Annotated in this window: 25 protein-coding genes; 18 read left to right on the top strand and 7 right to left on the bottom strand. The window is 58.5% G+C overall.

Annotated features, from left to right (window positions below; genetic code table 11):
- Positions 1–17: 17 nt before the first annotated feature.
- The 3 genes from MW046_RS08645 (at position 18) to MW046_RS08655 (ending at position 4068) form a co-directional block, all read left to right on the top strand.
- Entirely contained in the window at positions 18–2231 is a 2214-nt protein-coding gene (locus tag MW046_RS08645) for an amino acid permease (protein WP_247992713.1), read from the top strand.
- Between the two features lie 133 nt (positions 2232–2364).
- Positions 2365–3297, top strand: coding sequence for a sulfide-dependent adenosine diphosphate thiazole synthase (locus MW046_RS08650; RefSeq protein ID WP_247992714.1), 933 nt, complete (start codon positions 2365–2367; stop codon positions 3295–3297).
- A 6-nt stretch (positions 3298–3303) separates the two neighbouring features.
- Entirely contained in the window at positions 3304–4068 is a 765-nt protein-coding gene (locus MW046_RS08655) for a DUF7001 family protein (RefSeq protein ID WP_247992715.1), read from the top strand.
- Positions 4069–4138: 70 nt separating this feature from the next.
- Here MW046_RS08655 and MW046_RS08660 read toward each other — a convergent pair whose 3' ends face one another.
- Complete coding sequence (locus tag MW046_RS08660; RefSeq protein WP_247992716.1) at positions 4139–4459, bottom strand: transcription factor S; 321 nt, start codon at positions 4457–4459, stop codon at positions 4139–4141.
- A gap of 259 nt (positions 4460–4718) precedes the next feature.
- Between MW046_RS08660 and MW046_RS08665 the strand changes: the two genes are divergently transcribed.
- The 4 genes from MW046_RS08665 to MW046_RS08680 all read left to right on the top strand — a co-directional run bounded on the left by MW046_RS08665 (position 4719) and on the right by MW046_RS08680 (position 9608).
- A complete protein-coding gene (locus tag MW046_RS08665; protein ID WP_247992717.1) occupies positions 4719–4967 on the top strand; it encodes an amphi-Trp domain-containing protein in 249 nt (82 codons plus the stop codon).
- A 60-nt stretch (positions 4968–5027) separates the two neighbouring features.
- Complete coding sequence (sppA, locus tag MW046_RS08670; RefSeq protein WP_247992718.1) at positions 5028–6044, top strand: signal peptide peptidase SppA; 1017 nt, start codon at positions 5028–5030, stop codon at positions 6042–6044.
- Positions 6045–6075: 31 nt separating this feature from the next.
- Positions 6076–7194: a DUF373 family protein gene (locus tag MW046_RS08675; protein ID WP_247992719.1), complete on the top strand. Its 1119-nt coding sequence runs from the start codon at positions 6076–6078 to the stop codon at positions 7192–7194.
- Positions 7195–7457: 263 nt separating this feature from the next.
- Complete coding sequence (locus tag MW046_RS08680; RefSeq protein ID WP_247992720.1) at positions 7458–9608, top strand: beta-glucosidase; 2151 nt, start codon at positions 7458–7460, stop codon at positions 9606–9608.
- 7 nt (positions 9609–9615) lie between these two features.
- Here the strand turns inward: MW046_RS08680 and MW046_RS08685 are convergent, their stop codons facing one another.
- The gene (locus MW046_RS08685) at positions 9616–9885 is read right to left on the bottom strand and encodes a WNWW family protein (RefSeq protein WP_247992721.1); all 270 of its coding nucleotides are present in this window, start codon (positions 9883–9885) and stop codon (positions 9616–9618) included.
- Between the two features lie 98 nt (positions 9886–9983).
- Between MW046_RS08685 and MW046_RS08690 the strand changes: the two genes are divergently transcribed.
- The 3 genes from MW046_RS08690 to MW046_RS08700 are packed head-to-tail and all read left to right on the top strand — an operon-like array spanning position 9984 to position 11334.
- A complete protein-coding gene (locus MW046_RS08690; protein ID WP_247992722.1) occupies positions 9984–10367 on the top strand; it encodes a 30S ribosomal protein S6e in 384 nt (127 codons plus the stop codon).
- Between the two features lie 32 nt (positions 10368–10399).
- A complete protein-coding gene (locus MW046_RS08695) occupies positions 10400–10840 on the top strand; it encodes a DUF7112 family protein (RefSeq protein ID WP_247992723.1) in 441 nt (146 codons plus the stop codon).
- Positions 10841–10896: 56 nt separating this feature from the next.
- The gene (locus MW046_RS08700) at positions 10897–11334 is read left to right on the top strand and encodes a DUF5807 family protein (protein WP_247992724.1); all 438 of its coding nucleotides are present in this window, start codon (positions 10897–10899) and stop codon (positions 11332–11334) included.
- Between the two features lie 47 nt (positions 11335–11381).
- Here the strand turns inward: MW046_RS08700 and MW046_RS08705 are convergent, their stop codons facing one another.
- Positions 11382–12572 (bottom strand): inorganic phosphate transporter, encoded by a 1191-nt coding sequence (locus MW046_RS08705; RefSeq protein WP_247992725.1) that lies wholly within the window; start codon positions 12570–12572, stop codon positions 11382–11384.
- Positions 12573–12592: 20 nt separating this feature from the next.
- Positions 12593–13183, bottom strand: a complete 591-nt coding sequence (locus MW046_RS08710) for a DUF7474 family protein (protein WP_247992726.1) — start codon at positions 13181–13183, stop codon at positions 12593–12595.
- 112 nt (positions 13184–13295) lie between these two features.
- On the opposite strand from MW046_RS08710, the gene MW046_RS08715 reads away from it, so the two are divergent.
- Both MW046_RS08715 and MW046_RS08720 read left to right on the top strand, forming a co-directional pair.
- Positions 13296–14312, top strand: a complete 1017-nt coding sequence (locus MW046_RS08715; protein WP_247992727.1) for a DNA primase regulatory subunit PriL — start codon at positions 13296–13298, stop codon at positions 14310–14312.
- A 77-nt stretch (positions 14313–14389) separates the two neighbouring features.
- Positions 14390–15055 (top strand): SWIM zinc finger family protein, encoded by a 666-nt coding sequence (locus tag MW046_RS08720; protein ID WP_247992728.1) that lies wholly within the window; start codon positions 14390–14392, stop codon positions 15053–15055.
- Here the strand turns inward: MW046_RS08720 and hjc are convergent.
- A complete protein-coding gene (gene hjc, locus MW046_RS08725; protein WP_247992729.1) occupies positions 15042–15461 on the bottom strand; it encodes a Holliday junction resolvase Hjc in 420 nt (139 codons plus the stop codon). The two genes, MW046_RS08720 and hjc, sit on opposite strands and share 14 nt — an antisense overlap.
- 399 nt (positions 15462–15860) lie before the next feature.
- Here hjc and MW046_RS08730 point away from each other — a divergent pair, with 399 nt between their 5' ends.
- On the top strand, positions 15861–16100 hold the full coding sequence (locus MW046_RS08730; protein WP_247992730.1) for a hypothetical protein: 240 nt from the start codon (positions 15861–15863) through the stop codon (positions 16098–16100).
- 59 nt (positions 16101–16159) lie between these two features.
- Here the strand turns inward: MW046_RS08730 and MW046_RS08735 are convergent, their stop codons facing one another.
- Positions 16160–17782 carry a BCCT family transporter gene (locus tag MW046_RS08735; RefSeq protein WP_368411324.1) on the bottom strand — a complete coding sequence of 541 codons (1623 nt, stop codon included), beginning with the start codon at positions 17780–17782 and terminating at the stop codon, positions 16160–16162.
- A gap of 547 nt (positions 17783–18329) precedes the next feature.
- Here MW046_RS08735 and MW046_RS08740 point away from each other — a divergent pair.
- Positions 18330–18563: a hypothetical protein gene (locus MW046_RS08740; RefSeq protein WP_247992732.1), complete on the top strand. Its 234-nt coding sequence runs from the start codon at positions 18330–18332 to the stop codon at positions 18561–18563.
- Positions 18564–18584: 21 nt separating this feature from the next.
- Here the strand turns inward: MW046_RS08740 and MW046_RS08745 are convergent, their stop codons facing one another.
- Positions 18585–19817 carry an MBL fold metallo-hydrolase gene (locus MW046_RS08745; protein ID WP_247992733.1) on the bottom strand — a complete coding sequence of 411 codons (1233 nt, stop codon included), beginning with the start codon at positions 19815–19817 and terminating at the stop codon, positions 18585–18587.
- Between the two features lie 111 nt (positions 19818–19928).
- Here MW046_RS08745 and MW046_RS08750 point away from each other — a divergent pair, with 111 nt between their 5' ends.
- From MW046_RS08750 to MW046_RS08765, 4 genes are read left to right on the top strand one after another with little or no spacing between them, the layout of a single operon-like run.
- The gene (locus MW046_RS08750) at positions 19929–21425 is read left to right on the top strand and encodes a type I restriction-modification system subunit M (protein ID WP_247992734.1); all 1497 of its coding nucleotides are present in this window, start codon (positions 19929–19931) and stop codon (positions 21423–21425) included.
- Positions 21418–22725 carry a restriction endonuclease subunit S gene (locus tag MW046_RS08755; protein ID WP_247992735.1) on the top strand — a complete coding sequence of 436 codons (1308 nt, stop codon included), beginning with the start codon at positions 21418–21420 and terminating at the stop codon, positions 22723–22725. The genes MW046_RS08750 and MW046_RS08755 overlap by 8 nt, the downstream gene beginning before the upstream one ends.
- On the top strand, positions 22718–25687 hold the full coding sequence (locus tag MW046_RS08760) for a type I restriction endonuclease subunit R (protein ID WP_247992736.1): 2970 nt from the start codon (positions 22718–22720) through the stop codon (positions 25685–25687). Before MW046_RS08755 ends, MW046_RS08760 begins: the two co-directional genes overlap by 8 nt.
- A complete protein-coding gene (locus MW046_RS08765) occupies positions 25680–26402 on the top strand; it encodes a M48 family metallopeptidase (RefSeq protein WP_247992737.1) in 723 nt (240 codons plus the stop codon). The genes MW046_RS08760 and MW046_RS08765 overlap by 8 nt, the downstream gene beginning before the upstream one ends.
- Positions 26403–26451: the final 49 nt, after the last annotated feature.

A 26451-nucleotide genomic window follows, 5' to 3' on the forward strand; every position in this document is an offset into this window, starting at 1 on the left:
GCCGAAGTTTGAACGATATGGTTCCGACCGAGAACGACTCCGAACTCACACGAGAGCTCGGTCTCGCTGCGGTTTTCACCACTGCAGCGGGCACTATGATCGGAGCCGGAATCTTCGTCCTGCCAGGACCGGCTGCAGCAGCGGCGGGCCCTTCGTCGGCACTTGCGTTCGTGTTTGCAGGAACCATCGCCCTGATCGCAACGATGTGTGCCGTCGAACTGGCGACAGCCATGCCCCACGCCGGCGGCCCGTACTTCTTTGTGAGCCGTGCGATGGGTCCATTGGTCGGAACCGTCATCGGTCTGGGGGCCTGGCTCGCACTCATCCTGAAAGGCTCGTTCGCCCTCGTCGGATTGGGCTGGTACGTCACGTATTTCTCTTCTGTTTCCATTGTCGCTGTCGCTGCTGTCGGTGGGATCGGCCTCATCCTCGTCAACTGGCTCGGTGCCGAGCAAAGCGGACAGTTCCAGACGTTGGTGGTGTTGGGACTCGTTATGATCCTCGCGGTGTTCGTCGGAGGAGGAGTATCCGTCATCGACACCCGGAACTTCTCTCCGCTGTTAGAACATGGCTGGAGTGGGGTTATCACTGCGACTGGTCTGGTGTTCATCTCCTATCTGGGGGTCGTCAAAGCGACCGCCGTCGCAGGCGAAGTCAGAGACCCGGGAACGACGTTTCCACGGGCATTGATCGCTGCCGTCGTGTTCGTAACGCTGCTGTATGCGGGAATTATGCTGATCATCACCGGTGTGATGACGCTCCCGGAGATCGAAGAGAGCACGGCACCGGTCGCTGACGCGGGCGAACTGTTTTTGGGTACCTTGGGTGGCGCTATCATCGCGCTGGCTGGCATTTTTGCCACAGTCTCGACGGCGAACGCAGCGACGCTGTCGTCGTCCCGGTTTCCGTTTGCCATGTCCCAGGACGGACTCATGACGCCGAAACTCCGCAAATCTTCGGCTCGGTTTGGAACCCCGACCCGATCGATCTGGCTGACGGGGCTGATCATGATCGGATTGGCGCTTCTGTTCGATGCCGAAGGCTTGGCGAAGCTCGGGGGAACGTTCGGCATCCTCGTGTTCGCGTTGTTGAACGTGACTGTCGTTTTGCTCCGGGGGGCCCAACCGGAATGGTACGATCCGGACTTTCGGACCCCCTTTTCCCCGGTGCTTCCCCTCCTTGGGACGGCCGCCGCGTTGCTGCTGATCCCGTTTATGGGATTACTCTCGCAAGTGAGCGCCATCGTCTTGATCGTGCTCGGGATCGCGTGGTACTACGTCCAGACGCGGATCGGCGAGACGGTTCACCCGGACCACACCATCGGCGATCAGCTCCAACGAGTCCACTACCAGCAAGCGATCGACGACAAAGAGGAACGTCTCGGAACCGTGGTTGACACTCATTCGAAGATCGTCGTCGAGATCGTCGAAGAACGGCCCAACAGGGATCTGTTGGCGATCGTCGCCGCGCTCGCCCGCCGATACGACGCAACTCTCGATATGGTCGTCATCTCCGAGGTGCCTCCACAGCTTCCCCTCTCCGAGTACGATCCCGATTTCGACAAAGGGTGGATCGATACGCTCGAACACCGATTGGCATCTACCGATTGCGACGTCAACTTCGAGCACATACTCACCCGCGACCGTACCGATGCGCTGTTCGACCAGATCGACGACCGGACCGAATTGGTGGTCATCGATTGGTACGAGCCGATGGAAAAACAGTATCTTCAGGGAAGCCACGTGGATGAGATCCTTCGTTCTGATATCCCCGTCCAAGTCGCCGTGCTGAAACATCGTGGACTGGAGAAACTGCAAGACATCGTCGTCGCTACAGAAGAAAAGCCGTACGACCGTACTGAGGTCGAACTTGCGGACGCGATCGCTGTCTCGACGAACAGCTCGCTCACGCTAATGAAGGTCATTCCCGAGGACGCCTCCCAAGAGATGATCACGACGGCACGGGAGTATCTGGATACCCTTCAGGAGTTGGTGTCGAGTCCCACGGAGACGGAGATCATCCTCGGAGACGACGTACGAACCGCACTGATCGAACGCGGTGACGCCGCTGATCTGTTGATTCTCGGCTCTTCGTCCCATCCAGCCCCCGATTTCTTCGGCCCAACGACCGACATCGTCGCCGCCGAGACGGAGTCGTCCGTCCTTCTCGCCAAAGATCCGGAAACGGTGATTCCGTGGTATCGACGGATAAAGCACCGTCTCTTCGGTTGAGTCAGACCGTCTCTTTTGTACAACTGGTCCTGTAGCTACGTCTATTAGACTATAATATAATAAACAATATGAATGTATTCTATTTATGAATAACCGAAACATCCATTACCACTGGAGGATACCACTGAGTTGTATGTCCGAATCCGAGTTCGGAACGTTCAGTGAGGTTGGTGAGGCAGATGTGACGCGGGCGATCGGTCAGGAGTGGACCGATGAGTTCATGGATTTCTCCGACAGCGACGTGATCATCGTCGGTGGCGGTCCGTCCGGCCTGATGGCGGCGACGGAGTTGGCGTCTCGCGGCGTGAAGACGATGATCGTCGAGAAGAACAACTACCTCGGTGGCGGCTTTTGGCTCGGCGGCTTTCTGATGAATAAGGTCACCGTTCGGTCGCCTGCCCAAGCGGTGTTCGACGATTACGACGTCGACTACAAGCCTGCGGCCGATAGCGAGGGGCTGTACGTGGCGAACGGTCCACACGCCTGCTCCGCGATGATCAAGGCGGCGTGTGACGCGGGCGCGAAGATCCAGAATATGACCGAGTTCACGGACATCGTAATCCGCGAGGACCATCGCATCGGTGGGATCGTGATGAACTGGACGCCGGTGCACGCGTTGCCCCGTGAACTGACGTGCGTGGATCCGATCGCTGTCGAGGCGGATTTGGTGATCGACGCGACGGGTCACGACGCGATGGCAGTGAAAAAGCTTGACGAGCGCGGCGTGTTGAACGCACCGGGGATCGAGGACGCAAAAACGAACGCCGGGATGGACCAGACCGAAGAGGGTCAGTACGGTGCGCCGGGGCACGACTCGCCGGGACACGACTCGATGTGGGTCGGCAAAAGCGAGGACGCGGTCGTCGAACACACCGGACTGGCTCATGACGGACTCATCGTCACCGGGATGGCCGTTGCCACCACGTACGGTCTACCACGCATGGGTCCAACGTTCGGTGCCATGCTGCTCTCGGGCAAACGGGCGGCTCAGATCGCGCTCAAAGAACTCGGTGTCGACGCCGAGCCGGTGGAACTGACCACCACAACGGCGTCTGCTGACGACTGAGACCACATGGTCGAGCAGATATCACTGTATCGTGCACCCACGACGGTCGCCGACTGCGAGCGTATCGCAGCGTGGCTCGACGAGCGCGTGGACGCCGACGTGACGGTTCGAGAGCGGTTTCTCGACCAGCACGCCGACGAAGCGCTGCCGTCAGCGTTTGCCACAGCGCGTGTCCAGTCGCCGTACGAACGCGAGACCGGCTCGGAGATGCTCGGTATCGTCCGGTATGAGGAGCGGGCACTGTCCCAGCCCGAACGAGCCGGTGGGGTGTTGTACGACGGCCGAGCGCTACAGGACGCGCTCCGAACCCGATTACCGACCGGGTCGCTCGATCACGCCCGTGTCATTCTGCTCGATCGGGTGCTCGGCACCTGGGGCGAGCACGACGGACGCTGGCACAAGCGGGTGAGCGTGCTCGGACAGCCAGCGCTCGTTTCCGTGCCCGGTTTGTACGAAGCGCCAGCGAAACCCGAGAGCTATTATAAGGCACAACAACGCCACGCGCTGCTTTCCGGTGACACCCCTCCGCGTGAACTGCTCGAAAACGAGGTCGACGGTGCATTTCTCGTCGAAGACGATCCCCGGACGACCGAAGCGTTACAGGGATACGTGCTGAGTGCGGTCCATTATCTTGCCACCGGTGAAGCGTTCTGTGACGACGAACGGTGTCGACTCTCTAACCCCCACAGACACCCCGGCGTCATCACTGCTCAGCTCCGCCATCCGGAATTCTGTCCAGAACATGATGCGATGTACGGGAACAGTGAGTGACCGTCGATTCGTGACATCCTCGCCATCGAGTGCGATAGTAGTCACTCCGAGGGATCGTGGTTAGGACAGTTCAGTGGTCGTCTTCTCGCCAACGGTGTTCGCACTCGGTACAGATGAAAAACCGCGTTTCGGACTCGTCGGCCGATCTGATCTGTTGCATATACCAGTACGCCCGATCGTTCTCACAGTTCGGACAGACGACGGACGTCGTAGGAAGCCCTTTATCCTCGGCGTCACTCACATCGACGATACCACCGTCTTCTTGTGCTTGTGTGGTGACCATTGCCTCCTCGGCCTCGGCGTCACCCCCCGTCTCGTATCCACAGGAGCGACACACCCACGTATCGTCCTCCTTGTGCATGATCGAACCACACTCATCGCAGAACTTCATACCTTCTCGGAATAGGTCAGACTGTATAAACACCGGGATTGAATGCGATACGTCACAAACAATATGGCTGATAGGCGTGTTGGATACGTCCGTTAAATAAATAGCCCCTGTATCGAGCGACCGTTGTGGCGCTATCTGATGGATTGTATACCAATATCGTCAGAAATGACTGTAGATCATACTAAGCCATTACAAACTGATCAGTAATCGTAGTGGAAGTATTTATGGAACGGGACCCTAATCACGGTGGGTGGTACCGATGTCCGAGACGACAGAATTCGAAGCGGAGCTAAGCCGACGGGAGGTTGCAGAGTATCTCCGCGATCTGGCGGACGAGTTTGTCGATGAAGAGGCACCGATGACGGTGCCCGTCGGGAACAAGGAAGTCACGCTTCGTCCATCACCGACAGTTTCGTGTGAGACCACGGTGACCGAACGATCGCCAATGATCGGAACCGACAAAGAGGAAGTGGTGGTGACGTTGTCGTGGTCGCCTCCCAGTGAGTGACCCGGACGATCATGTTCCGTTTCCCATCTGGTTTTTATCATTCCGATCGTAAGCTGGCGTATGCCAGATCGAGACGACATACTGCATCCGAACAGCACGGCAACAACCATCGTCCGGTTCGTGTTCGTGTTGCTCGGAACGCTTCTTGGGACCGTAGCCGGTGTGTTCTTGTTCGTATGGGTGCCGTCAGGAACGAGCGTTTTCGGTGTGTTGTTGGCAGTTATAACGACACTGCTCGGTGCTCGGATCGCTGGCGGACTCACAACCACAGTGCTTCCGACGTACAACGTCGCGGAGGTTGCCGTTACGGGACCGATCACTCGTGATGGCGATTTCGGTCCGGTTCCGGGGCAGGGCCGTTCGATCCCTGCCGATGACATCGTCGAGCAGATCGAGCGGGCCGAGGCGGACCGCAACGCGGATGCGCTTCTCGTGAAACTCAACACGCCCGGTGGTGAAGTCGTTCCGAGCGAAGACATCCGAAACGCCGTGGTGTCGTTCGAAGGACCGACGATCGCGTACGCGACAGATACGTGTGCGAGCGGTGGCTACTGGATTGCCAGCGCTTGTGATGAGATCTGGGCGCGAGAGACGAGCGTCATCGGGAGCATCGGCGTGATCGGCTCTCGACTCAACGCGAGCACACTCGCCGAGGAACTCGGCCTTTCCTACGAACGGTTTGCTGCTGGTCGGTACAAGGACGCTGGCACGGCGCTAAAGGAGATCGATGACGACGAACGGGCGTATCTTCAGGGGTTGATCGACGACTACTACGAGCATTTCGTTGAACGCGTCGCTGATGGGCGTGACATCGATCCGGACGCGATCCGCGACACCGAAGCGCGCGTGTATCTCGGCAACGACGCGCAAGATATCGATCTCATCGACGCGATCGGTACCCATGAAGACGTACTCGACCGCGTGACGGAACTGCTCGACACCGAGGCGGTTCACACCGAATTCGAACCGGAACGGAGCGTACGACAGCGCCTCCAACGCGGCGCACGGGGACTTGCGTTCGCGTTCGGTGCTGGCGTGTGGAGCCACATTGACGAACGATTCGACGTTCGGCTATAGATTTTTATTCCGGTAGAACATCCGACCCACTGTGACCACGCTGGTACTGTGTGTCGACCGCGACGGCGATTTCGACCACGGAACGCCAGTCGTCGGTGAAGCGGCGATCATCGATCTTATCACATCGGCTGGTGTCGCTGCTCCCGAGGACAGCCGGGTCAACTGTCTCCTTGAGACGCTCCGGGTCGCACGCAGCCTCCGAGCGGAGTGTACGGACGCGATATCGGTGGTCGTCTCCGGGTCGGGAGACACCGTCAACATCGATCGGGATATCGCAGATCAGATCGATGCGCTGGTCGACGAACACGATCCCCAGTCGGCAGTCGTCGTCGTCGATAGCGTTGCGGACGAGCAGACCGTTCCGATCATCGAAAGCCGCCTCCGAGTTGATGCTGTCGATCGCGTCATCGTCCAGCAAGCGCGGGATATCGAGTCGACGTACTACCTCCTGAAACGCCTCCTCGTCGACGAGGAACTTCGTCGCACCCTGTTCATTCCGTTGGGGACCGCATTGCTTGCCATTCCTGTGATCGTCTCGCTCACCGATAACGTGACGGCTGTGGTGGCCGTCGTGACCGCCGGCATCGGAGCATTCTTGCTGTACAAAGGTCTCGGGATTGACGACGCCGTCGAACAGTTTCCGAGCGTCGTTCGGGCGGCGTTTTACTCCGGTCAGGTGTCGTTCGTCACCTACGTCGTCGGTGCCGGACTGGCGCTCATCGGCGTGTTCGCCGGGGCTATCGGTATCTCCGGGATGCAGCCCGGCGTGTTGATGGGCATCAAGTTCGTCTTCGTCAGCGTTCCGTGGTTCGCGCTTGCCGCGCTCGCAGCCAGCACCGGCCGTCTGTTCGACAGGCTTCTCACTGATGACCGAGTGCCCGCTGCGCTTTTCAACGCCCCCTTCGGTATCGTTGCTCTCGGTCTCATCGTCAGGGGCTTTGGAGCGTTCGTACTGGAAAACGCGGCAGTCATCGGCCCGGTCGAACTTCCAGCGATGTCGGTCGGTCCGATCGCTACCGACGGACTGGTGTTGCTCACCGGCACTCGGCTCCTCGTGTTCGTGATCGCTGGTGTACTCATCAGCCTGCTCGGCGTGGTAGTTACCTCACGCGTCCGAACGCCTGCGAAGGACGCCTCGAATCGACAGTGATCGGATTTTCGGTAGGACTGTGCGTACGGTCGATCTGGACGAACAGGTGAACGTGTCCGTCTGTGATCTCCAGTGCCGAGAATATCGTGCCCAAAGTGGTTAGAACACCACACGAAGTGATGCTTGCAGGACTGACCGAATGCGCATGACTTCGGCACTCTCCAACCCTGTGTTTTGATCGATCGGAACGGGTGTCGGTCCGCACTAATGCGATCGTCGTTCCTATCACGTATCCTTATGGTGGGTCGCTTCCGTCCATCGATATGGACGACGCAGCATCACGCGATCGCAGCACACAGCTCGTCGAGAAACTCACCGACGAGGAGCGTTATCGACTGCTCAGCGGAGATGCAGATCCGACTGGAACGGCGACGGGATATCTGCCACCAATCGATCGGCTCGGGATCCCCGCGTTTCGACTGGTCGATGGACCGGCTGGTGTACGGATCCCGGGCGAGCCGGCGACTGCGTTTCCGGCTCCGATCGCGCTGGCGGCCGCGTGGGACCCATCGCTAGCTCACGAACAGGGGGCTGCGATCGCTCGGGAAGCCCTCGCCTACGGACAGGATGCCGTGTTGGGACCGGGGTTGAACCTCATCCGAACACCTCACTGTGGGCGCAACTTCGAGTACTACAGCGAAGATCCGTATCTCACCAGCCGTCTCGGCGTCGCCACCGTTGAGGGCATCCAATCGGCTGGAGTGATCGCCACCGCGAAACATTACGTCGCCAACAACCAGGAGACCGAACGGTATTCGATCGATGCTGACGTGAGCGAGCGAGCGCTCCGGGAGTGTTACCTCCCAGCGTTCCGCGCGGTCGTCGAGGAGGCCGATGTCGGGTCCATCATGACCGCGTACAACCGCGTCAACGGATCGTATATGAGCGAACACCGCCGGTTGTTGGCGGACGTTCTGCGCGATGAGTTCGGTTTCGAGGGGTACGTCGTATCCGATTGGTTCGGTACTGAAAGCGCTGTCGACGCCGCTGGTGCCGGTTTAGACGTCGAGATGCCCGGCGTTGACCCGGAGCTGTTTCTCTCGGCCGTCGAAGGTGATTCGGAGATGGAGGCAGACGTTGACTTCGACGGTGAGCTGTCGGCGGCGATGGAGGGTCTGCCCTCCATTCCCCCCGAGCCGTGGTTCGGAGAGCCACTGCGCACAGCAGTTACCGAGGGACGGATCGATTCGGCGACGGTCGATGCGAAACTCCGGCGGCTGCTCGGGACGATCGAACGGTTCGGCGTACTCGACGGCGACAGTGAGGGAGCACTCGACACGCCCAGTCACCGCCAGCTTTCCCGTCGTATCGCAACCGAGGGAACGGTGCTGTTGAAAAACGAGGGCGTGCTCCCGCTGTCGGTTGATGCGACGATCGCGCTCTGCGGTCCAAACGCTGACAAGACCAAGCGAGGTGGGGGGAGTTCGGAGGTCACTCCCACCGTCGAAACGTCCCCACTCGACGGTCTCCAAGCGCACGCATCGTCGCTTACGTTCGAGCGCGGCGTCGATCCGGTCCCCGAAACCTCGTTGTTCGATTTCTTCGACACGGATTCCGAGGACACGACGGCCCAGACGAGCATCACGGCCGCCGTCGACGCCGCAACGACGGCCGACTGTGCGGTCGTCGTCGTCCAAGACGATGCAACGGAGGGGCGAGACCGCGATGATCTCCGATTGCCCGGCGACCAGAACGATCTCGTCGCGTCGGTGGCCGAGGCAGCATCCCGGACGGTCGTCGTTGTACGCTCGAGCGGACCTGTGGAATTCCCATGGATCGACGCCGTCGACGCGGTGCTCGTGACGTGGTATCCCGGTCAAGCCGACGGGGCAGCGCTCGCTGACGTGCTGTACGGTGATTCCGATCCTGGAGGACGTCTTCCGGTCACGTTCGCCGAGCAAGCACAGTATCCGACGGCACCCACCGAGCGGTTCCCCGGCGAGGAGGGAACCGTCACGTACGGAGAGGGCGTCTTCGTTGGCTATCGCCACTTCGACCGTGAGTCGATCGAACCGTCGTTCCCGTTCGGTCACGGGTTGAGCTACGCCCAGTTCGAGTATGGTGACGTAACCCTCGAATCCGACGGCGAGCACGACACCGATGGCCGACCCGTGACCGTCAGCGTTCCCGTCGAGAACGTCTCCGATCGCGCTGGCACGGAGGTTGTCCAAGCGTATCTGGGGGGCGACACCCTCGACACCGCCGTTGTCCGTCCCGAGCGCGAACTCGCTGCCTTCGAGAAACTTCATCTCGATCCCGGCGAGCGTCGGACCGTTTCACTATCGCTCGATGAACGGTCGTTCGCTCAGTACGAGCGGTCAGATGGCTGGACGATCCCTCCCGGCTCGTACACGATCTCAGTCAGGCGATCCTCGCGTGATCTGCGTGCTCGGACTTCGGTTCCGATCTCGTGACTGCGTGTTACCGATCGATCGCCCGCACCTGAAACCGTTCGTAGCCACCATAGGCGATCGTGAGCGCACCGATCCACCAGTTCCAGCGGTCGGCGAGCCGATCTTCGGGGGCGTCATGAAGGTTGTCGACGATCACCTCGGCCGTGAGTTCTGTGCCCGTGTCTTCCTCGAACCGGCCCGAATCGTGCAAGTCGATCGCTTGCCGGGTGACGACCCGTCGTTCACCGGGCGTCGGATCGAACGTATCGAGGGCAGTGCCGAGCCGTTCACGGTCCATACGTCAGCTTACCGTCCGTCGGCTTGGCTCTGTCGGCGGGGGAACGTCGAGTGGCTCGTTTCAGTACGCTTTTGCCTGCTGACCGACTGACGAAGGATATGGCCGAGTTTCAGGTTGACGTCGCCGATCCCGAGGACGGGACGACGCACCAGTTCGAAGTCGATGGACAGACAGCGAATCGATTCGTCGGGCGTGAAATCGGAACGGAGATCGATGCCGGCGCGTTGGGTCTCTCCGGATACACGATCGAAATCACCGGCGGAACCGACAATGCCGGCCGACCGATGCGCTCGGACGTCGCTGGTCAAGATCTGTCGTCGGTGCTTCTGACTGGCGGTGTGGGCTTTAACCCCACCGTCGACGGCGAGCGAAAGCGCGTTACCGTTCGTGGTCGAGAGGTCGGGAGTGACGCTCGGCAGATCAACGCGAAGATCGTCGATCGTGGTTCCCAGCCGGTCGAAGAACTGATCGATGAGGAATAACAGACACGCCGTTCGTTCGCTCGTTCAGACCTGTGTCTGACCGTATTCCTCACGATCATCCGTCGATCGACACCGTCCGCGGGACGATCGATCGTGCGGGTTCGACGGCCCATCCAAAGCTCGTGCTCGATTCGGAGTCGTCACTGTTCCCCGAGGGTGTCGTTCACCTCACGTTGGACGGCCAGCAGTATCACGCCCGCATCGAGCGAAGCTTCGATGGCACGCCGGAAATCCGCAGCGTGTACGATAACGCCCGTCTCGCCCGTGAGGGGGCGCGAGAACCGAGCGTAAACCGGCTTCGGGAATGGTTCGACGAGGGCGATCTGGTTTTCGGCCGGTCGGTCCACGTCGACGTCATCGAACCGGATCACCAGTATGCCATCAGGCGGCCAGGCGCGACCGCAGTGTACACGGTTATCCCACGTCCTGATCGGTCGCTGTCCGAGATCGCCGACAGCCTTGAGGATCACTAAGGCTCCGACTCCGTTGGAGTAGGTCGACTTTTCCGTTCACGGTCGTTATTCGGCGTATGGACCAACAACACCGCGCGTTTCTCTCCGGAGAACGTCCGGAGGACGTGCTCATCTATCTGAGTGACACCGTCGTTTCCGACGGCGAGGCGCTCTCCGACCACGGCACTCGCGTCGAGGGGGGTACGGTACTTGTTCTTCCCGGCGACCGCGGTCGAAGCGTGTTCGAGCAGGCCGTCGGTGTTCCTCCCATGACGTTCGCGGGCACAGCCATGGAGACGGAGGGAACCGTTCTCGACGACTGCACCGGGGGCGAGTGTCCCAACCCGGACCCAGAGACCGAGCATCAGGTTCAGGTGCTTCTCGCGTTCGCGGAAGAACAAAACGAGGACGCTGGCGGACTGTACGCCGAGGGCGACGTGATCCATGCCTACGCCGACTGTACCTGTGATACGACGTACTCCGATCGATGGGTGGCCGGAGACTCAAAACCCTAGCGTCGAGAACGTCCACGAACCGTTCAGACCACCGGACCACCGAGGTTTCACAAGCCGACGACGAACTCGAACATCAGATAGGCCGCGATCGCTGCAAACGAGGGTGTGAGCATCCAAAGGACGACTACTCGGGCAGTCGCCGAGGGATCGAACAGCTCCCGCGCCGAAAACGTGTTCGGATCTGGGACGCCGATTTCGGGCACCTCGCCGGGGTTTTCTACGTTTCCCGTCGCCGACGAGGAGCGCTCCGGGTTCGAGCGGTCGTCCCGATCAGGGCCGACAGCACCGGCGGCCGCGTTCGCCAGCGTCACAGACCGCGTCGCCCGTCCCCACCCGAGTCCGACGATACACATCGTTGCGCTGACTGCCAGTGAGGCTGGTATGCCGATCTGAGAGAGAAACGTGATGAGCGATGCGCTCACGATCTCGACGATCAGGGCGGCGAGAATCGGAAGATCAGTCAGGTCGTTGCCAACCGTATCGAGGGTCCGGCGGGCGATAGAGAACGCTCCGATCCCGATGGCAACGCTCGCCAGTACGACTCCTGCGTTCATCCCGATGGCCTCGTTTCCAACGAGCGGCGCAACCGCGTTAGCGGCGTTTGACGCCCCCGCGGCGAACGCCATATAGCAAGCGACCACAATAACGAGTGCGTTTGCTAGTAGCTCCTTGGTTGTCGTTTCCTCACTGATCGAGATGCGTGGATACGTACTCGTTCTATCGATTTCGAGTAATGATCCGTCGCTTTGGTCGACCGGAAATCGAACAGCGAGATGTGGGTACAGATATCGACCGACGACGGCACAGATCCAGAAGGCGATGATCGGAGCGATCAGCCACCAGACGACGATCCGACCGAGAACATCCCATCGGAGTGTCTTCGACGCCACACCCAATCCAGCGACAGCGCCGACGGCCGTCATCGATGTCGAGGCCGGAACGCCCGACAGATTCGAGACGAGAAGTGCGAGCCCAACGAACAACAGAACGCCCGCGGCGGCTTCGAGGGTGTAGACGCTCTGGGGCACAACCTTGACGCTGATCGTTCTGATCACGTTCTTTCCCCACGTGAATCCGCCAGCGAACGCAAACACCGTCATCAGGGCTGCGGCACCGAGCTTCGTGATGGATCTGCTTCCTACGGCAGGACCGAAGGCGACGCCAGTCGAAGAGCCACCGATGTTAATGCCGACAAACGCCGCTGTTCCCACCGCAAAGAGGAACAAGACACTGTCCATATGATGACTATAAAACGCTGTTACTTCCGTCGTTTGATGACAGCAGCAGCTTCTTCTGCAGCCTGCCGCCAACCGTACCCCCGAACGTAGACGTGGCGTTTGTTGTCGACGACCGCCTCGGGGGTCGCTTCCTCGAATCCCCCCCGATTCCACGTCCCGGATTCACGGAGCCAGTCTGTGACGTACTCTCGGGTTTCGCTCCAAGAGAGGCCGACCATCTCATAGTACGCGATGAGCGCAAAGACGGCGTGGTCGTGACAGCCGGGAACGCTTCCCTCCTCGTAGATGAGTCCCAGCGGCTCTTGGGACGGGACGGCGATCTGCTCTTTGAACGCCACTGGAGTGAGCAACTCCAGTGCACCGCCGGGTGTTTCACGGACGCGTTGATCGTGTCGGAGCCGACTGAGCGTCGCGGAATGCAGGCGATCCCACCGACCGGGTGACTCCTCGCGGAGTCGGCCTTCACGTTTTGCTCCTTGTGCAAGCGTGCTCAGAATGTCGATGTACGCCGCCTCGATGTCGGTCCACGGTGTCCCATCGAACCGACAATCGGGCGTGTGAAGGTTCGTCGTCGTTCGACAGTCCGGACACGGATACTGAAACTGCGCCACGAACGCTGGGTTTGCTCTCGGGATACAATATCGTTCGGATCCCGAGTGACGCGGGCTGTGGTGCCCTTCTGTCGACCGCCGTGCTTATTCGCTGGCACAGCGAAACGGGAGCATGGACGCCTACCACGCCCGCTACCCGTTTCTCGACGCGGCCCGAGACGCCGTTGCCAATGCGGACGTGGATCTTGGTTCGCTCGTAAGAACCAACAACGCAGTGGTCGAACGTGGCCGAGAACGGGTGATACGCGCACTCACCGAGGGGACCGTCGAATCCGACCGCCATGTGTCTTCTCGAACCGAGCTGCTATCGTACCCCATTGCACGGATGCTGGTTTCCTTGCTGGATACACCCGGTGCGGTGGAGAAGTATGCGGCTGTCGAAGCCACGACCGCCCGTACACGCATCGATGAGGAGCTAATGACGAGAACAGACCGACAGACTGACCAGTCGTTCTCGCTCGAAACGGTGTTGGCGGAGCTGGGATTGGACGGCGATGTCCAACGGCTAGACCGTCAGAAACGCCATGAAACGGTCTCCTATCGCGTCTCAGTCGATCGGTATCTCCAGTTCGCGCCCGGAGAGGCCGGATGGTCGCTCGTCCAGCGTGAACTGACTGCTGGGTCCGTCTTTGTGAGCCAATCGGAACTCCTCGAAATCCTCGGAAAGGCCATCGAAACACGGGTGCTCGATGGACTCCCATTCGTGGTTCCTCCCGAGATCGCAGAGCCACTCCGCCCAACCGTTCGGGAAATCCGAACTCAACTCGTAGGTATCGAGTATCCAGACGTCATCGATCGCTTCGAACCGGACGCATTCCCTGCCTGTATCGCCACGCTGCTCCAACGATCCGGCGACGACGAACTCGGTCAGGTGGAACGATTCACGCTCATCACGTTCCTCTCCGGCATCGGCCAGACGCCCGAGACGATTCCCGAGATCTGTGGTATCGACGACGAACAGTTCGTGTACGCGACGGAACGACTGGCGGGCCAAGCGGTCCCCTTCTCACCACCGAGCTTTGACACCATGCGCGCACACGGCATCTGTGAGGAAGACCATTCCGACTACGACCATCCTCTTGAGGCCTACGCCGCGGAACTCTCGGACGTCTCCACGGACAGCGAGTGAGCAACTGCCACAACGGGCGTGTGGTTCATACTGCTCGAACACCTACGTTTCGTGTGGAACCACATTCCCCAAACATCATGACGCATCCAGAACACTCACCAGCGTCATCGGCGGTTGCTCTCGCTCCGGATACCCGTCGTCTTCCACCACGGGCAGCACGGGCATGGACCGAGAAAATGCGCGCCAGAGCGCTTGGAAACGGAAAATATGTCGTCGTCGGGCAGAGCGAATCGGCGTACGAAGTCGACCTCCAGTCGGGGTGGTGTACGTGCCCTGACCACCAGTATCGAGGCGAACGATGCAAGCATCTCCGACGAGTTGCACTCGAAATAACGGGGGGTCGTCTTCCAGCTCCCGATCACCGAGCTGTCACCTGCTTGGCTTGTGGTCGACGCTCGTTCGTCCACACCGAGGAACCGGCGGTTTGTGAGGCGTGTCAGTTCACTCCGGGAACTACGGTTCGGGATCGGGAAACCGACGATCTGCTCGTCGTAGTCGAACAGACCGGAGACCGGGCGGACTGCGTGCTGATCGATGACGGAACTGTCGCCGACTACCCGACTAACGTCGGCTATCCCCACGGGGATCCCGTCGTTATGTGCGTCTACCCCTTTTCTGGGCCGTCAGACGAACCGTTCGAGCAACGACGACAGTACGCGTTTCCACACTCACGGCTCGAACGTGAATGGCGTCCACAGTCCGCGAGACAGGCGCGACTTCCCAACGCCACTAGTAGTCAGTGAGCGCCGTTTTCGTGGATTCGCCCGTAAGCTCGGTGAGATCCGTCCCCGAGGAAAGTGCTGTTTCGCGTTTCACGCGGTAGTTTCCCCCCTCGGTGACGTACAGATCGCCCGGATGGAAGAAATACCAGTCTTCGCGGTCGAACCGCACGCCGATACGGGGTTTCGCGCCGAAATTCCGCGCGAAGAAAACGAGACTCTCAACCTCCTCTCCAGAGAGATAGATCGAGTCGCTACCACTCGATTTCGCTTCGATCGCGTAAAAGACCGATCCGTTGCCCGCGAGCACGTCCGGTAACTCTCGTTCGGTTGCGCTCCCACTTGCGGGCGCGCGCATCACCGCGAACCCGTGCTCGTCGAGCAGGTTGACAAGCTCTCGTTCTCGCCGTTCTCCCTTGCGATTCGCCATCGTATCCGTCTCTTGGGGGGATACCTAAAGGGATAGCGGTCGATTGAAGCTTTCAACCCGACCAACTCCCGTTCCGTTTCCTGACGACCCTTTAGGAACCTAGGCGAGTTTAGTATTATTAATAATTATGTTTATAGTGAATGGCGTCGTTGCACCGATACGCGCCATTCGGTGCAGATCAATCATGACACGGTACACTGACATCGAGAACATAGGAACGCCGACGGTCACACTTCTCTACAGTGACGATAGCACAGAAACGATGGAAGAGTTAGTTTGGAGCCACCGGTTGGAGTGAATCGTACAACCACGACCTAAGTCACGTTTCTGTACGCCACAACGCAAAGGGCTTGGGTGTTGGGCCGTCAGTTCGGGGTATGGTATCGGAAGGGAGCGTGTATGCCTGATCCGTTCTCACAATCTCCGGAGTTTCGGAAGTTCGCGCTGTATCGCCACACAGACGCCTCGGGCGTATCCGGCACTGGAATCGTCGCTTACGGCGTGCAGTTTCCACCGCCCAACGGGAAATGTGTCGTCGCGTGGATCACCGACGTCGGTAGCGTTAGCGTCTACGATGACATCAACGACGTACAAGCCGTCCACGGCCACGAGGGCGATACCGACGTCATTTGGGAGTAATCGACGTTCGACGGAGATGCCATCGCGACGGTTGTCTGAGCGATGTCGGCCATACTGGCCTAGTCGTCGGTTGTCACTCCCGAATCGGCGTCAGACCGGTGAGAGCGTGGTATTACTGTGGTCGATTCGGCAGTGTCTTCGTCTCCAGTGTACTGTCGAGCGACGCGGTAGCTGCCATAGAGGATCACGAGGAGGAACAGCGAGAATGGGAGCGCCATCGTCACAGACAGCGATTCGATAGCACTGAACTCTTCGAGTCTGAGCGATATCATGCCGAAGACGGCCAGCAGTGCTCCCCACCACGCACGATTTCGTGGGTTGGGTTCTTCGGTGCCGAGCGTGATCGCAGACAGCATGTACACGGCTGAATCGAGCGAGGTGATGATGTAGCCCGCGATGACGAAACAGAACAACACCGCCAACACCGTTCCGTATGGCGTGATGTTGAGGGCTGTAGCGATCGCAGCTGGCTCGCTGGTTTCTATCGCCTGAGCGATCGGTTCCTGATTACCGGGTGCGAGCACCCACCCACCGATGAGCGAGTGTTGAATCCACGTGAAAACTGTAGGAACCACCACGAGTACGGCGAACATCTCCCGCAGTGTTCGACCCTTCGAGACGCGCGCAACGAAGCTCCCCACGAAGATGCTCCATGCGGCCCACCAGGCCCACCAGAATCCGGTCAGCCCGGCCGCCCCGTTGGCGCTGCCGCTCGGTGCGGTGTACAGCGTCAGTCGGAACATCTCGCTGAGCCAAACCCCCGTTGCGTCTAGGCCCAACTCGAACATGTAGAGGGTCGGTCCGACCACGACGAGCAGCGCCATTGCAAGCGCGATGCACACGACGGTCACGCGGGCAGCGTTGCGGATCCCCGAACGAAGCCCGAGCCAGACGTCTAGGAGGAAGATGATCCCGATGAGTCCAAAGACCGCGTAGGTCAAGGCCGCCGCTTCGAACCCGAAGACACGCCCAATGATGGCAGACATCGTCTGTGCGCTGAATCCAAGCGTTGTTGCGATCCCGCCGATGATGGCGATGAGTGCCGCCGCATCGATGACCCAATAAACAACGGATCTCGAACCCTCTATGTCAGTGAGCCAATCGGGTAGCCACTTCCAGCCACGAATGCCGGTGAGCATCGAGCTGATCTTGTATTCGCTGACACCGTGCGTGTATACGGTGATCCCGAACGCCATCGCAACGGGGAGATACCACATCGCTAGCCCGGGAAACACTTCGTGGATGAACATGAACGCCAGCGCCATTGACTCGGTGGTCGCACCTTCAACCGGTGCGGGCGAGGGCGGTGATTTGACGATCTGGATCGGCTCGGCGACGCCCCAGATGAGAATGGACGCGCCAAAGCCAACCGTAAACACCATCGACACCCATGAAAACAGACCGAATTCCGGTTCGGTGTCCGGGCCACCGATACGGATCTGGCCGTATTTCGAGGCCATAAACATCACTGTACCGATCAGTAGCACGAATCCAAGCAGAATGAACCACCACTCGAAATACGTGAGTATCCAGCTTTGAGTGTCGGTGAGTACGTCGCTCAGAAACGTCGGAGCGAGCAGCCCGACGGCTCCCAACGCTAGCATCACGGTCATCGTTACACCGAACAGTACTCGTTCAGATCTTGAGGTCTCTTCTAGACCCAAAATGTACCACGATCCCATTATCGGTTATTCGTCGAAACCGCTCGCTCACTGCTTCTCGAACGATCACGAACATTGCTGTCGCTACTGCTATCGGTGTTTCGGTTCATACACCAATGTACATCCAACCCAATCGATTGTCACTGAAAAGCTCGTTGCTCCTATGATCCAAAGTAAGAGCTTTTCTCTCGACGGATGTCAACGTGTCACCTGATCGGTTCAAGGTACGCTCGGAGGCAAAAAGCGTCCCTCCTCATCGACTCGAAATCTGTATCGCGCCTATCGATCAGATCGACGTTTGTCCCTTCGATACGTTTTATACTCCACTCCGTGATGTACTGCGATACTGGGGTATCGAACGATACGTCATTCACATCCAATAGTAACAATGGAGAATGTAGGTCCGATCGACGACGCATCACAACGTAATACTCGCCGAGACAGCCAGAGAGTGGTCTGTCTTCGAGACAACGTTACAAATGAACGTTGATGCACATTGGATACTGATGACAATAGTGAATGTCGTACATGTTGTTAAGAATTGAGCGTACCTCAGTATAGACTAATCATGACATCGAAACTTCGCACGGCATTGACCGCTGTCTTGTTGTTGAGTCTCGTCGCAGGTGGCATGGGTACCGCTGCGGCCGCAGAGACCGATATCAACAGTGGAGAGACGACGGTCGTCAACGACAATGATCTCGTCGACATCGACGACACCCTGAACAACATCAGCACGAACGTCTTGGGCGTTCAGGTTGACGACTCCAACATAGCTCTCCTCTCCAGCATCTCTGGGTAGCGTTACAAGTAGATCCATTTTTTACACGACGATCCGATCGTTTAGCGTCGGTGCGCTCGCGTCATAGCCGTCCGTCCGGAGTTCGGTCGCAAACGAGACGCAGTCGTCGCCGTGATTGAGGAGGACTGTCGTGTTTCGATACGATTCGAGGAATTCGAACAGTCCGTTTCGATCCGCATGTGCCGAGAAATCGAACGATTTCACGCGGGCACTCACGGGTAGTACGCGTCCGTCGATCTCTGCTCGTCCGGTTTCGAGTAGCTCCCGGCCCGGCGTTCCCTCGACTTGGTAGCCGGTGAGCGCGACCGCGTTCGTGGGATCCGACCGGATCGCTGGGAGGTACGTCATCACCGGGCCTCCGGTCACCATGCCAGCAGTCGTGAGTATCGTCGTGTTCGTATCCGCAATGCGTCTGCGCTGTTCGTCGCCGTCGGAGACAGTTCTGATGGCGGATTTTGCGCGCCGAAACGCGTCCGGATCTCGGAGGTAGTTCGGATACTGGCTGAACAGCTCCGTCACACGGGTGCCCATTCCATCCACGTGACAGTCGATGTCATTGGCCGTACAGATCATGCTCAGTTCCTGTGTCCGTCCGATCGCAAACACCGGGACGACGACCGTTCCGCCGTTCCAGACGGTCGTTCGGACACTTTCGACGAACTGGCGTTCCAGTTCGGTTCGGTCGGTGTGTTTTACGTCGGCGTACGTGCTCTCACAGATCACTACGTCCGCCTCGGGACGGGCGGTCGTGCCGGCAACCAGCCGTTGGTCGTCGGTGTGAAAATCGCCGGTGTACAGCAGGCGTGTCTCCCCGTCGTCGACGAGAACGTGGGCACTGCCGGGGATGTGACCCGCGTCGTACAGCGTGATCTCGTGTCCGGCGGCCTCAAACGGCTCTCCATACGCATGGGCGGTCGAGACCTCTCGCATTCGGCGGACCTCCTCCTCTGTGAACGGGCAGTCGTACGTTCCGCCGTGGAGTTTCAGCGTGTCTCGGGCGAGCAGGTGGGTCAGCTCGCGGGTGGGAGGTGTCCAGTGGATCGCGGGGCGGTCGGTGCCCGACAGCAGCGACGGTAGCGCCCCCACGTGATCGAGGTGGCCGTGGGAGAGCACCACTGCCTCGGGCGCGACCGAGCCGACCGGAAAGCGTGGTGGCGTGTCGTTCATCATCCCATAATCGAGCAACAGCGTGTCGTTGACGAGCACCGCGCTCCGTCCCACCTCACGAGCACCGCCCAGAAACCGGAGTTCCATCGTGCGGTGTATCGCACTACAGCCGTTTGCCTCCACCGGCTCGCGGTGCTCAATCGGTGATGTCGACGTAGTACCGCAGCCTATATCATGATCGCTCGAAACAGGTCGGGTATGACTCTCTCGTTGGATGAACTTGAATCTCATTTATTTAAGTGTGCCGACATCATCCGTGACGCCGTCGATCCGACGGACTACAAGGAGTACATTCTGCCGCTGGTTTACTACAAGTCGATCTCCGATGAGTTCGAAACGCAGTACTCGGAGCACGTCGAGGAGTACGGCAAGGAGTTCGCCGGTCGGGAGAACTTATACGACATTCCCGTCGTTCCGGAGGGGTATCGGTGGGCCGATCTCCGGTCGGTCAGCGACAACGTTGATCAAGCGCTGAACGAGGCGTTTGACGCGCTTACCCAACAGAACGCCGAGCTTGCGGGCGTGTTCCGGGCGGACTACATCGACGCCGACGCGTTGGATGACGACCGGCTCGGGAAGCTGATCGAGCATCTCTCGAAACACGATCTCGACCGCGAGAGCGTGCCGCCGGACATGCTCGGGGAGGCGTACATGGATCTGGTGCGCCACTTCGCGGAGGCAGAGGGCAAATCCGGTGGGCAGTTTTTCACACCGCCCCACATCGTCCGCCTCTGCGTTCGGTTGGTGGACGACTTTGCGGACGGCGATACGGTCCACGATCCGACCGTGGGATCGGGTGGGATGCTCATTGAGGCGGCGGAGTACTACCACAACGAGCAGGGCGGCGATCCTGCGAAGTTGACGTTCACCGGTCAGGAGATCAACCCCGATATCGCCGCGATCGCTACGATGAATCTCTCGATCCACGGGTTGAACGGCACGATCGAGCGCGAGGATTCCTTATCGAATCCCCAATTTACGGACGGGGAGGAACTCACCCGCTTCGATCGCGTGCTGGCGAACTTCCCGTTTTCCTCCGACTGGGCTAAAAGCGAGCTGCAAGACGATCCGTGGGGGCGATTCGACTGGCATGAGAAGCTCCCCCGCGCGGATCGCGGTGATTACGCCTTCATTATGCACATGGCGGAGCAGCTGAAAACGCCCGCGACGGATGGGACGGGGGGCAAGGCGGCGATCGTGATTCCGCATGGTGTGCTGTTCCGCAAGCACGAGAAGCGGTATCGGAAGCCGATGCTCGAATCGGATCTGGTCGAGGCGATCGTCGGACTGCCCGAGAACCTCTTTCAGAACAACTCGATCCCCTCCGCGATCCTCGTGTTGAACACCGACAAGCCCGAAGAGCGGGCGGACGAAGTGCAGTTCATCCACGCCGCCGCCGAGGCGTTTTACGATGAACTGTCGAACCAGAACGAGCTGACTGATGAGGGTGTCGCTCACATCGTCGAGAACTTCCGGGAGTGGACGACCGAGGAGCGGGTGAGTCGGACGGTTCCACTGGAGGAGATCCGGGAGAATGATTACAACCTGAACATCGCGCTGTACGTCGATACGACCGAACCCGAAGAGGAGATCGATGTCGAGGAGGAGCTTGGAAAGTTGCGGGAACTGCAAGAGGAGCGAGCCGAGATCGAGGCGCGGATGGACCAGCACATGGAGGCGTTGAACTATGAGTGAGGACGCTACGCTGGATGAGTTTGTCGATGTTGAATACTCTGTCGACCGGGTAGAAACTCCTATCGGAAAAATTCCTGAAAATTGGGGTGTTGAACGGTTGAATGATGTGGCTGATATCAATCCGGATAGCTTCACTGAAGACGATTGGTCATCAGAGACGTTTGAGTATATCTCTCTTTCAGAAGCTTCGAGTGGTAGGCTGTTAGAGAGTAAAACCACTGCTCTTGATGAGGCCCCGAGCCGGGCACAGCGGCGGGTTCAGAAGGGTGATATTCTTGTTGGCACCGTTCGACCAAAGCAGGAAAGTCATGGCTTTGTCACTGACAAGCATGATGGTAATATCTGCTCCTCCGGTTTCGGTGTACTCCGAACAGGTGGCAATCTGAATCCTTTATTCTTAATCCAAGAAATCCTTTCTCATCGGTTTTTCTCTCAAATGGATGCTTATGTCGCTGGATCTGGTTATCCAGCGGTGAAAATTGGTGATCTCAAGAAACATCGGATTTCTATCCCAACCCTCGAAGAACAGCGCAAAATCGCCACCATACTCCACAACATTGACCAAGCGATTCAGAAGACGGAGGAGGTAATCGAACAAACAAAGTGTGTTGAACAGGGTCTTTCCCAGAGATTGTTTTCAGGATATCATTTGGACTGTGAGCATGAGGAATCATCAACACTAGGTGAGACTCCTATCCATTGGGATGATCGCCCAATGGGTGAAGCATGTGAAATTACGATGGGATCATCACCCAAGTCAGAATATTATAACGAACACGGCCAAGGGCTTCCCTTCTTCCAAGCGAACAATGAATTTGGTCTCCGAAGTCCAACCCATAACCGATGGTGTTCTGATCCCATTAAAATCGCTGAAGCTAACGATGTGCTAATGACTGTTAGGGGAACGTATGTTGGACAGGTGAACATAGCCGATAGGGAATGCTGTATCGGTCGGGGATTAGCTGGGATATCGGCTGGTGATTCACTTCTCCCCGAATATCTGTATCACCATCTCCGACGACGCGAGCGGTATGTGAAATCGATCGCTATTGGAAGTACGTTCGATTCTGTAACCAGTAGTGAATTATATAATCTTATGATATCTGTCCCACCGTTAGAAGAACAACGAGGAATATCCAATACACTCAAAAACATACAGAACTATGAGATTCATTCTAATAAATACTTAGAACGACTTCAACGCCTCAAGAAGGCCCTCATGCAGGATCTCCTCTCGGGGAAAGTCCAAACTGCCGACACATCCATAGCGATACCGGACGAAATACAACGATATGGTTAGTATTCCTTCCGAAAGTGGTATCGAACGCTCATTACTGCGGTGGCTCTCTGATCTCGGCTGGGAAACACACGGACAGGACGGCGGCCACGGCGCAACCGTTCTCGATGACGCCTACGGCCGCAAGCGCCACGACGTGATCTACTGGGATCTCCTCGAAGAACAGCTCACCATGATCAACGACATTTCCGAGAACGACGCCGAGCGGTTCACCGACTCGCTGAAACGTGACCTCGATACCGAGCATCTGATGGACGCCAATCGGGCGTTCCACCGCCTGCTCACCAAGGGCAAACCGTTCTCGGTCACGCAAGCGGACGGCACGACGAAAACCGAATACATCGACCTGATTGACCACGAAGAGCACGACAACAACCGCTTTCACGCCGTCAATCAGTTCTCGGTCTCCAGAGAAACGACCATCCGCCCGGACGTGAGCCTGTTCGTCAACGGGATCCCGCTGGTGACGATGGAGCTGAAAGGATTGACACAGGACAACGACTGGCACGACGCGGTGAGCGACCTCCACGACTACGAGACAGACGTTCCACGGCTGTTCGTGCCCGGCCTGTTCAACGTCGCCGCCGACACGATGGAACTCAGATACGGCGCGGTCGGGGCACCCAAAGCGTTCTACGAACCGTGGAACGACGCACCCGAGACCGACACCGTGAACGAGATGAAACAGGCGGTCAACGCCCTGTGTGCCCCCGACACCGTGCTCGACCTGCTGAAGAACTTCGTCTTCTACGAACGACGATCCGGCGGCGACGCGAAGATCATCCCGCGGTACATGCAGTACAACACGGTCAATGCGATCCTCGACCGCGTCCGGACGGGCGAGCACAAACGCGGTCTCATCTGGCACACCCAAGGCTCCGGAAAATCCTTTACGATGCTGTACGCTGCTGACAACCTGTTATCAGGAAACGCCGTCGACAACCCGCAGGTGTTCCTCATCGTGGACACGGAGAAACTCGAAAGACAGATGGAAAACCAACTGGGAAACCTCTCGCTCGAACAGTGGACCAAAGCCGAGAGCATCGATCACCTCGAACGCCTCATCGAGGACGGCGAGAGCGAACTCGTCCTCACGACCATCCAAAAGTTCCAAGGCGTTACGCCGGATCAGCAGGACAACGACGAGGTGATCGTCATGAGCGATGAGGCCCACCGGTTCATGGAGGCCGACCTCGGCAGCCGTCTCGATGCCGCACTTCCCGACTGCTATCACTTCGGCTTTACCGGCACGCCGGTCAGGGAGGGCGAACGCCACGCGGACCGCAACACGTTCCGCGAATTCTCTCCCGAGGGTGAGGACTACCTTCACCGGTACTCGATCAAGCAGGGCATTGACGACGAGCTGATCCTTCCCGTCTATTTCACACTCCGTCACGAAATGGGATGGAACATCGACGAGTCGGGTCTCGATGAGACGTTCGAACAGGCGTTTCAGGGCCTCTCGACCGATGAGAAACACGCGCTCATCCGCGAGGAGGTCACCGCCACCGAACTCGCCGAAATCGGGCCTCGTGTTGACCGCGTTGTCGAGGAGATCGACCGCCACTACGACGACCACGTCGCACCGAACGGCTGGAAAGGGATGGTCGTCACACCGAGCCGTCGATCGGCGGCCATGTACGGCAAACGTCTCATCGAACGTCGGAACGAGAACGAGGTGAAAGTACTCTACACGTCGACTAACGACGATCCTGAGTTGATCCAGAAGTTCCACACCGATTCCGAGGAACGTGACGACATCATCACGGCGTTCAAACAGACGGGCGAGAAGGCAGACGAAGAGACGCCGAAACTGTTGGTGGTCCACGACATGCTGTTGACGGGGTTCGACGCGCCGATTCTGAAGACGATCTATCTGGACCGCAACATCAAAAACCACACCCTCATGCAGGCGATCGCTCGAACGAACCGCCCCGCCGAGGGCAAGGGAAACGGCGAGATCGTCGATTTCCAAGGCGTCTTTAAGAACATAGACGAGGCGTTGGATTACGACGCCGAAACGAAAGCCTACGCCGCCCGTGATACGGATGAGCTGTACGATGACCTTGTTGACCAGTTAGCGAGCGTCATGGAGATCTTTGAGGACATCCCGAAAGAGGACACCCAAGAGGTCGCCTCAGCAGCCGTCGAGCGCATCAGCACCCACCCAGAACGCCGCACGTTCAAACAAGGGTTCCGTCGGCTCCAGAACCTCTATGAGGCCGTTGCACCGGACAAACGACTCATCAACGAAGGCGTCCAGCGAGAGTACAAGTGGCTCAGCCGGATACACGTCGCGTTCGAACGAACGACGGCGGGCGACGACGCTCCCGAGAAGGACATGCGGGAGAAGACCCGCGAGATCGTCAGCGAAAACGTCGAGATCGAAAAGATCAAACGAGATTTTCCGACGTACAAACTCGGCGAGGAGTATCTCGAAGACGTAGAGGGACTGGATAATCCCGGTGTGAAGGCGTCACAGATCGCCCACGCAACCCGCGAACATCTGCATCCACGTGAGAACCAGAACCCACGTTACAAGCGTCTGAGCGAGCGCGTGACTGACATCGTGGAACGATGGCAAGACGACGACATCGGTGATCCCGAGACGGTTGCGGCGCTAAAATCGGTCGAAGAGGAGGTTCTCGGTGTAAATGAAGACGCCAAAGAGCAGGGAATGGACGACGCTGAATTCGCTATCTACACGCATTTGACCGAAGAGACGCCCGACGCAATCGACTCCGAGGAGCAAGCCAAAGCCGTTGCCGAAACGGTCGTCTCACAGTTCCGCGAACGCGTTGACCGGGAGTATCACGGCTGGAAGACCAACCAACAGACGATCGCGGAAATCGAGCGGATTCTGTTGGACGTACTGGTCAAGGACTACGACCTAGGACACTTGATACGAGACCACGATGGATTCGTGGGGGCGATGCGAAACTACTGCATCGAGAACCATGGCTGAATCCCACCGTCGGACGATCGATCTGTTGGGAACCACCGTCGAGTACAACGTGTGTCATAGCGCTGATGCCACAGAACCCCGGATAGACGTGGATATACACGGGATTACGGTCGTCGTTCCCGTATCAGAGGAGGTTCAGCCGATGGCGTTGCTTGAGGAAAACGCGGCGTGGGTTATCGACAAGCAACGACGCTACGACAACTATCGAGAACAGGCTCCTGATCGCACGTTCGAGGCAGGCGAGTGCTTTCCCGTCCTCGGAGATGATCGGGAACTTGTCATCGAGTCGCGCCAGAGTCACGAACTGACACAGACATCGATTCGACTCCGGGTGAGTGCTGTCGAGCAGTCGTCGGTTGAGCAGGCACTGGAAAACTTCTATCGAAGCCGAGCGCGTGACTACCTCACAGACCGCGTCGACCAGTACGCAGAACAGATGGACGTTGGCTACGAGACGATCGAACTACGAAACCAGCGCACCCGGTGGGGGAGCTGTTCGACGGGAGGCACGATCAGCTTGAACTGGCGGCTCATCATGGCGCCTCCGGCTGTCATCGATTATCTCGTCGTTCACGAACTCGCGCATCTACTCGAACAGCATCATGGACGGACGTTCTGGCGGACCGTTGAGGAGTACGTTCCGGACTACAAAGCCAAGGCCCACTGGCTCGAAGAGAACAGTGCGCAGTTGATTTTTAGCAATGGTGATCTGTGAGGGTTTCGAACCGACATCTCTTTGTCGTACTCCGTTGCTATACCACTAC

Origin of the sequence: Halocatena salina (assembly GCF_023115355.1) — an archaeon.
Taxonomy (GTDB): Archaea; Halobacteriota; Halobacteria; order Halobacteriales; family Haloarculaceae; genus Halocatena; species Halocatena salina.

Excerpts from the sequence above, each read along its gene's own strand:
- MW046_RS08645 (WP_247992713.1), top strand. The coding sequence starts at position 18 with ATGGTTCCGACCGAGAACGACTCCGAACTCACACGAGAGCTCGGTCTC.
- MW046_RS08650 (WP_247992714.1), top strand. The coding sequence starts at position 2,365 with ATGTCCGAATCCGAGTTCGGAACGTTCAGTGAGGTTGGTGAGGCAGAT.
- MW046_RS08655 (WP_247992715.1), top strand. The coding sequence starts at position 3,304 with ATGGTCGAGCAGATATCACTGTATCGTGCACCCACGACGGTCGCCGAC.
- MW046_RS08660 (WP_247992716.1), bottom strand. The coding sequence starts at position 4,459 with ATGAAGTTCTGCGATGAGTGTGGTTCGATCATGCACAAGGAGGACGAT.
- MW046_RS08665 (WP_247992717.1), top strand. The coding sequence starts at position 4,719 with ATGTCCGAGACGACAGAATTCGAAGCGGAGCTAAGCCGACGGGAGGTT.
- sppA (WP_247992718.1), top strand. The coding sequence starts at position 5,028 with ATGCCAGATCGAGACGACATACTGCATCCGAACAGCACGGCAACAACC.
- MW046_RS08680 (WP_247992720.1), top strand. The coding sequence starts at position 7,458 with ATGGACGACGCAGCATCACGCGATCGCAGCACACAGCTCGTCGAGAAA.
- MW046_RS08685 (WP_247992721.1), bottom strand. The coding sequence starts at position 9,885 with ATGGACCGTGAACGGCTCGGCACTGCCCTCGATACGTTCGATCCGACG.
- MW046_RS08690 (WP_247992722.1), top strand. The coding sequence starts at position 9,984 with ATGGCCGAGTTTCAGGTTGACGTCGCCGATCCCGAGGACGGGACGACG.
- MW046_RS08700 (WP_247992724.1), top strand. The coding sequence starts at position 10,897 with ATGGACCAACAACACCGCGCGTTTCTCTCCGGAGAACGTCCGGAGGAC.
- MW046_RS08705 (WP_247992725.1), bottom strand. The coding sequence starts at position 12,572 with ATGGACAGTGTCTTGTTCCTCTTTGCGGTGGGAACAGCGGCGTTTGTC.
- MW046_RS08715 (WP_247992727.1), top strand. The coding sequence starts at position 13,296 with ATGGACGCCTACCACGCCCGCTACCCGTTTCTCGACGCGGCCCGAGAC.
- MW046_RS08720 (WP_247992728.1), top strand. The coding sequence starts at position 14,390 with ATGACGCATCCAGAACACTCACCAGCGTCATCGGCGGTTGCTCTCGCT.
- hjc (WP_247992729.1), bottom strand. The coding sequence starts at position 15,461 with ATGGCGAATCGCAAGGGAGAACGGCGAGAACGAGAGCTTGTCAACCTG.
- MW046_RS08730 (WP_247992730.1), top strand. The coding sequence starts at position 15,861 with ATGCCTGATCCGTTCTCACAATCTCCGGAGTTTCGGAAGTTCGCGCTG.
- MW046_RS08735 (WP_368411324.1), bottom strand. The coding sequence starts at position 17,782 with ATGGGATCGTGGTACATTTTGGGTCTAGAAGAGACCTCAAGATCTGAA.
- MW046_RS08740 (WP_247992732.1), top strand. The coding sequence starts at position 18,330 with ATGACATCGAAACTTCGCACGGCATTGACCGCTGTCTTGTTGTTGAGT.
- MW046_RS08745 (WP_247992733.1), bottom strand. The coding sequence starts at position 19,817 with ATGGAACTCCGGTTTCTGGGCGGTGCTCGTGAGGTGGGACGGAGCGCG.
- MW046_RS08750 (WP_247992734.1), top strand. The coding sequence starts at position 19,929 with ATGACTCTCTCGTTGGATGAACTTGAATCTCATTTATTTAAGTGTGCC.
- MW046_RS08755 (WP_247992735.1), top strand. The coding sequence starts at position 21,418 with ATGAGTGAGGACGCTACGCTGGATGAGTTTGTCGATGTTGAATACTCT.
- MW046_RS08760 (WP_247992736.1), top strand. The coding sequence starts at position 22,718 with ATGGTTAGTATTCCTTCCGAAAGTGGTATCGAACGCTCATTACTGCGG.
- MW046_RS08765 (WP_247992737.1), top strand. The coding sequence starts at position 25,680 with ATGGCTGAATCCCACCGTCGGACGATCGATCTGTTGGGAACCACCGTC.